The sequence below is a fragment of the Stenotrophomonas sp. 05L414_2 genome (assembly GCF_056397905.1).
In genome coordinates, this window is sequence record NZ_JBFTOJ010000300.1 from 1 (window position 1) to 1,871 (window position 1,871).

General features: G+C 34.6%; 1 protein-coding gene. It reads right to left on the reverse strand.

Going from position 1 to position 1,871, the window contains the following annotated elements:
* Positions 1–191: 191 nt before the first annotated feature.
* Positions 192–1,753 (reverse strand): IS3 family transposase gene (locus AC1DJN_RS21815; protein WP_477355753.1). Its coding sequence is split into 2 segments (ribosomal slippage): positions 192–1,096 and positions 1,096–1,753, totalling 1,563 coding nucleotides; the frame shifts between segments, so codons are not numbered across the junction.
* Positions 1,754–1,871: the final 118 nt, after the last annotated feature.

Sequence of the window (1,871 nt, forward strand, 5' to 3'; positions counted from 1 at the left end):
CTACTATGCGATTCAAGCAGGAGATGAGTTTTTATTATTAAATAAGGACACGAAAAAGGAAATGTTCAGATATCAGCTACGTTGGAATCGCCCAGTTCAGTGAAAATTAAAGAGCGTAGAATTATTTATCCCCTCCAAGTAACGACTGAACTGCTCCCTGTCAAGTAGACAGTGGAAATAATAAAAAGCTTTTAAGCGGCTTTAGCCCTGTATTCTAATGGGCTTAAGCCGTTTAATCGTTCTTGGTATCTATCGTTATTGTAAAACTGGATATAATCCTCAATCGCTTGTTGTAACGCTTCAAATGTTTGGTACTTATGTAAATAATACTTTTCACATTTCAATGTTCCCCAAAATGATTCCATTGGTCCGTTATCTATACATTTGCCTACACGGGACATGCTATGAATCATCTCTGCTCCATCTATTCTTCTTTTAAATCCATGTGATGTGTACTGATAGCCACGATCACTATGAAGTAACGGTTGTTCTCCATCTTTTAAAGTAAGCATTGCTAAATCAAACGTTTTAAATACCAATTCATTATTATTTGAATGCCCCAATACATAACTGATAATAGAGCCATCGTAAAGATCTAGAATAGCGCTTAAATAAGCTTTCTTTCCATTTCCTAATTTGAACTCTGTCACATCTGTTACCCATTTTTCGTTGGGTTTGCTTGCAGTAAATTCACGATTTAATCGATTTTCAGCGACATGTTGTGCAGGTGAAGAAACATATCGCTTTCTTTTTCGACGAATCACGGATTGTAAACCACTGATTTGCATTAATCGATAAATTCGTTTGTGATTGAACTTTTTATTGTATTTACGATTGATATTTAAAGTCATTCTTCGATATCCATAAATTCCTTCGACTTGTCGATAAATAGCTTGGATATCCTGAAGAATCGCTTTATTCTCTAGCTCTCTAACTGTTGGCGTACGTTGTAGCCATTTATAATAGGCAGCACGAGATAAACCGGCAATATCACATAAAAGGATTACTGGCAGATTTTCTTTCGCATGTAACTCTTGAATCGCTCTATATTTATTTTGTAAACGAACGCTTGTTAACGATTCCTCCTTTCGAGTTCTTCCAACTTTTTTAAAAAGGCATTTTCTGCGCGTAATCGTTCATTTTCACGTTCTAAACGTTTCATTTCTAGCTTGAATTTTTCTTCATCTGTTAATTCATGTTCTTCTTTCTTGCGACCACGTTTATCCTGCAGAGCCTCTTCACCATTCGCTTCAAATTTTTTGACCCATTGATACACCTGTTGATAAGACACTTCATAGGTTTCTGCAGAGAGCTGATAGTTTTTCTGATGTTCTAGACAGTAATTTACAATCTGTATTCTTTCTTCTAACGTCGTTGTTCTTTTATTAGTCATAGAGTTTGTCATTCCTTTACCGGTATCCTTTAATTCTCTATGACTATTATACTTTTGAATCCAATTTCTCAAAACGGATTTGTCAGAAATCTTGTATTTTCTTGTAACTTCTTTTAAAGAATATTGTCCAGATAAATAGTCTTGTACAGCTGCTAACTTTAGCTCTTTTGAGTAAGGATTCCAAGAAGTGGACTCTTCAAGGCCAATTTCTCCATCTATTTCGTATTTGTAGTTCCATTCTTCAATGGTTTTATAAGAAACCTGGAATATAGTAGCTAATTCTGAAATTGTCTTTTGTCCTTTGTAAAGAAGTCTTAGAACTGCTAATTTTTCATCTTTTGAGTGGTTACTTCGAGCCATAAAAAAATGCCCCCCTAGATAAACAGATTTTTATTTTTTAATCTGTCTACCTAAAGGGGAGCATATCAATAAACAGATTTTTATTTTTTAATCTGTCTACCTAAAGGGGAGCATATCA